Source organism: Streptomyces iakyrus (assembly GCF_000717055.1).
GTDB classification, from domain to species: domain Bacteria; phylum Actinomycetota; class Actinomycetes; order Streptomycetales; family Streptomycetaceae; genus Streptomyces; species Streptomyces iakyrus.
The window spans coordinates 1-3,903 of the sequence record NZ_JNXI01000061.1; the positions used below are offsets into that span (position 1 = coordinate 1).

Genomic DNA, 3,903 nt, shown 5'->3' on the forward strand with positions numbered 1-3,903 from the left:
GACTTCGCAATCCACACCGAACCCAGAGGCCCTCGCCTCGTTCAAGGACCACTCAAGGCGTGTCGCCTGTCACCAACGTCCCGGGACAGCACACCTAGCTGCTCGGCTTCGGGCTCGGACTGCCGCCGGGCTTGGCGCTGGGCTTGCTTTCGCCGCCCCCTGGACCGCCCGCCCGGCTCGCCTCGGCCTGCGCGTCCTCGGCCCGCCGCAGGGCGTCCTCGAGGTCCTTCTGCGCCTGGCCGTACGCCTCCCAGTCGTTCTTCTTCAGGGCCTCCTGGCCGGCGTCGAACGCCTTCTGTGCGTCCTCCAGGGCCTGTTGGACCGTCGGGTTGTCGGACGTCGGCGGCGGTGTCGTCGTGTCGCCCTCGTCCGGCGGCTCGGCGGCCGGGCCGTCCGCTCCGAAGACCTTGTTGAGGGCCTCGTCGAGGGTGTTCTCGAAGGCGGTCTGACCTCCGTAGGTGACCAGCACCTTGCGCAGCAGCGGGTACTTCAGACCGCCACCGCGGACGTAGACCGGCTCCACGTAGAGCAGTCCCCCGTCGAGCGGCACCGTCAGCAGGTTGCCGTACTCGACTTCGGAGTCGCCGCCTCTCAGGAGCCTGATGGACTCGGCGATGTCCTCTTGGGAGTTGAACTGGCTCTGGACCTGCTTGGGTCCGTTGACCGTGGTGTTCGTCGGCAGTTTCAGGATTCTGATCTTGCCGTAGTCACCGGTGCCCGCCTCGGCGTCGACCGCCATGAACGCGCTGAGGTTGTCCCGGCCGTTGGGCGTGAAGGTCGTCGTCAGCGAGAACGCCTGCGCCTTCTGGTCGGGCATCTTCATGCTCAGGTAGTACGGCGGCACGGCGCTGCCCGACCGGTTCGTCGGGTCGTCCGGCACCTGCCACACCTCGCTGCCGCTGAGGAACGTCGTGGCGTCCTTCACGTGGTAGCGGGTGAGCAGCTCCCGCTGGACCTTGAACAGGTCCTGGGGGTAGCGCAGGTGGTCCATGAGTGACTTGGAGATGTCGCTCTTGGGCTCCACCGTGTTCGGGAAGGCCTTCATCCAGGTCTTCAGGACGGGGTCCTTGGTGTCCCACTGGAAGAGCTTGACCTTGCCCGTGTAGGCGTCGACGGTGGCCTTCACCGAGTTGCGGATGTAGTTGACCTGGTTCTGCTGGGCCACCACCGCGCGGTTGTCGTTGGTGGCGGTCAGCGAGTCGGCCGTGGTGTCACCCAGGGTCGTACGCGAGGAGTACGGGTAGCCGTTCGTCGTCGTGTACGCGTCGACGATCCACTGGATCCGGCCGTCCACGACCGCCGGGTAGGCGTCGCCGTCGATGGTCAGCCAGGGGGCGACCGCCTCGACGCGCTCCTTGGGCGTGCGGTTGTACAGGATCCGCGAACCGTCGCCGATGGCACCGGAGTACAGGATCTGCGGCTCCCCGAACGCCACCGCGTAGGCGGCCCGGTTCACCGGGCTGGAGAGGTTGACCCCGCTGTCGCCCTTGTAGCTGGTGGTCTTCTCGCCGTTGTCGTCGGAGTAGTCGATCTCCTTCTGGGGACCGCCGACGATCGAGTACGTGTCGGTCTTCTCGCCGTAGTAGATCCGCTGCTCGTACGTGCCGAGGTCACCCTCGGAGGGCAGGTCGGACTCCGTGAAGTTCGGACGGCCCTGCGCGTCGGCGCTGGTGCCCTCGGCGGCGACCACTCCGAATCCGTGCGTGTAACGGAAGTGGTTGTTGATCCAGTTCTTCTTCGGGATGCCCGCGAGGTTCAGCTCTCGCAGACCGATGACCGTGTCCTGGTCCTTGCCGTTCTTGGCGTAGCGGTCGACGTCCAGGTTGTTCGGGAACGCGTAGTAGTTCCTGATCTGCTGGAGCTGCTGGAACGTCGGCGAGACGATGTTCGGGTCCATGATCCGGATGCTGGCCGTGGAGGGAACGTCGTCGCGCAGCGTGGTCTTGTCCTCGGTCTTGCTGGTGCCCGAGTAGTCGGTGACCTTGGTGCCGTCGATGCCGTAGGCCTTGCGCGTGGCCTCCAGGTTCTTCTCGACGTACGGCGCTTCCTTGGCCTGCTCGTTCGGCTGGACCTGGAACTTCTGCACGATCGCCGGGTACAGGCCGCCGATGAGGATCGCGGAGAGCACCATGAGGCCGAAGCCGATCACGGGCAGCTGCCAGGTGCGCCGCCAGATGGTGGCGAAGAACAGCAGCGCGCAGATGACGGCGATGCAGAACAGGATCGTCTTGGCCGGCAGGTAGGCGTTGGCGTCGACGTACCTCAGGCCCGTCCAGTTGTCGGTCGCCCGGAAGTCACTGGACTTCACCGCGAGTCCGTACCGGTCGAGCCAGTACGCGACCGCCTTGAGGGCCACGAAGATGCCGATGAGCACCGACAGGTGCCCGGTGGCCGCCGCCGTGGCGCGGGCGCCCGGGCTCGTGACGCGCAGCCCGCCGTAGAGGTAGTGGGTGAGCGCTGCGGCGATCACGGAGAGGATCGCGGCGGCGAAGCCGAAACCGAGCAGGAAGCGGTACCAGGGCAGGTCGAAGGCGTAGAAGGCGACGTCCAGCTTGAACTGGGGGTCCTTCTCGCCGAAGGGCACGCCGTTGACCCACATCAGCCACGTCCGCCACTGGCCGGAGGCGGAGGCGCCGGCGATCAGGCCCACCAGGGCGGTGATCCCGAACAGCAGCCACTTCTTGTAGGGCGCGATGCCCATCCGGTAGCGGTCGAGGTTCTGCTGCTCCATCGACATGGCGCTCAGCGGCGGCCGCAGCCGGTGTGCCAGCCAGATGTTGAAGCCGACGGCGAGGGCCATGAGCAGGCCGAAGACGAAGAAGAGCCCGATCTTGGTCCACAGCGTGGTGGTGAAGACCGAGGAGTAGTCCACCGAGCGGTACCAGAGCCAGTCCGTCCAAAAGCCCGCGAACATGGTGAACGCCATGCCGAGAACGGCCAGGACGCCCAGCGTCATGAGCAGGGTCCGGACACGCCGGGACGGGCGGCCCACTCTGATCCGCGGCCCCGAAGGGCCTCCGCCGCGGTCCGGCATCTGGAAAGCCAAGGTGCGCACCTCGAAGTTCGCTGTTGATTCGTCAGGCCCGCATTGTCACGGACCGTCCGTGGCCCCCGTGATCGTGGGCCCCCACCTATGCAACTTACTCACCGTTTACTCGGTTCCCGATTCCGGCCGGGAACGAGGCAGGATTGTGACCATGTCCAACACTCCCATGGCTGCGAACCCGCTCACCCGGGCCGTACTCGAGATCGACGAGTACGTCTCCGGCCTCGGCTGGGACCAGCCGGCCCGCCTTTTCGCCCTCGTCGACACCGCACGGCTGCGAGCCGAGCAACCCACGCTCGCGGACCGGCTCGGTCTGGGCGAAGAGTCGGAGAACTCCGGCCTCACCCCGATCGAGCAGGACGAAGTTCCAACGGGCAAGCCGCTCGACGAGTTCCTCGCCACCATCGCCTGGCCCGACGCGGTGGTCGGCTGCGCCCTCGCAGTGGAGCGCCTGATGCTGCCGCCGTCCGCGGAGGCCCAGGTTCCGAAGGGCCTGAGCGAGGCCGCGCTCACGAAGTGGGTGGCGGACCACCCGGACCGCCAGGAGGTCCGCATGACGGTCGCGGTCCTGCGCGACGGCACGCGTGAGTCGGCCCTGCGGCTGCGCGAGAAGGACTCCCCCACCGAGGTCCTGACCGGCTCCGACCTGGTCCCGGGCCTGGCGGAGGCGCTGGCGGCGACGTTCGAGGAGTAGGGCCTGTCGTGTGGATCAGGTCGCGGGGCATCGACGTGCCTCTCGCTACATGATCCAGACGGCAGGCCCTAGCTGTGCTGTTCGGGCAGGTTGGTGACGCGGCTGGCTGGCGTTTGGCCGCCGATTCCGGTGTGGGGTCGGTGGTAGTTGTACCAGTCCAGCC

2 protein-coding genes are annotated in these 3,903 nt (G+C 67.2%); one reads left to right on the top strand and one right to left on the bottom strand.

Going from position 1 to position 3,903, the window contains the following annotated elements; translation table 11 throughout:
- Positions 1-94: 94 nt before the first annotated feature.
- On the bottom strand, positions 95-3,034 hold the full coding sequence (locus tag OO68_RS41465; RefSeq protein WP_051815032.1) for a UPF0182 family membrane protein: 2,940 nt from the start codon (positions 3,032-3,034) through the stop codon (positions 95-97).
- 163 nt (positions 3,035-3,197) lie between these two features.
- Between OO68_RS41465 and OO68_RS41470 the strand changes: the two genes are divergently transcribed.
- Positions 3,198-3,740, top strand: a complete 543-nt coding sequence (locus OO68_RS41470; protein WP_033314682.1) for a PPA1309 family protein — start codon at positions 3,198-3,200, stop codon at positions 3,738-3,740.
- Positions 3,741-3,903 lie beyond the last annotated feature (163 nt).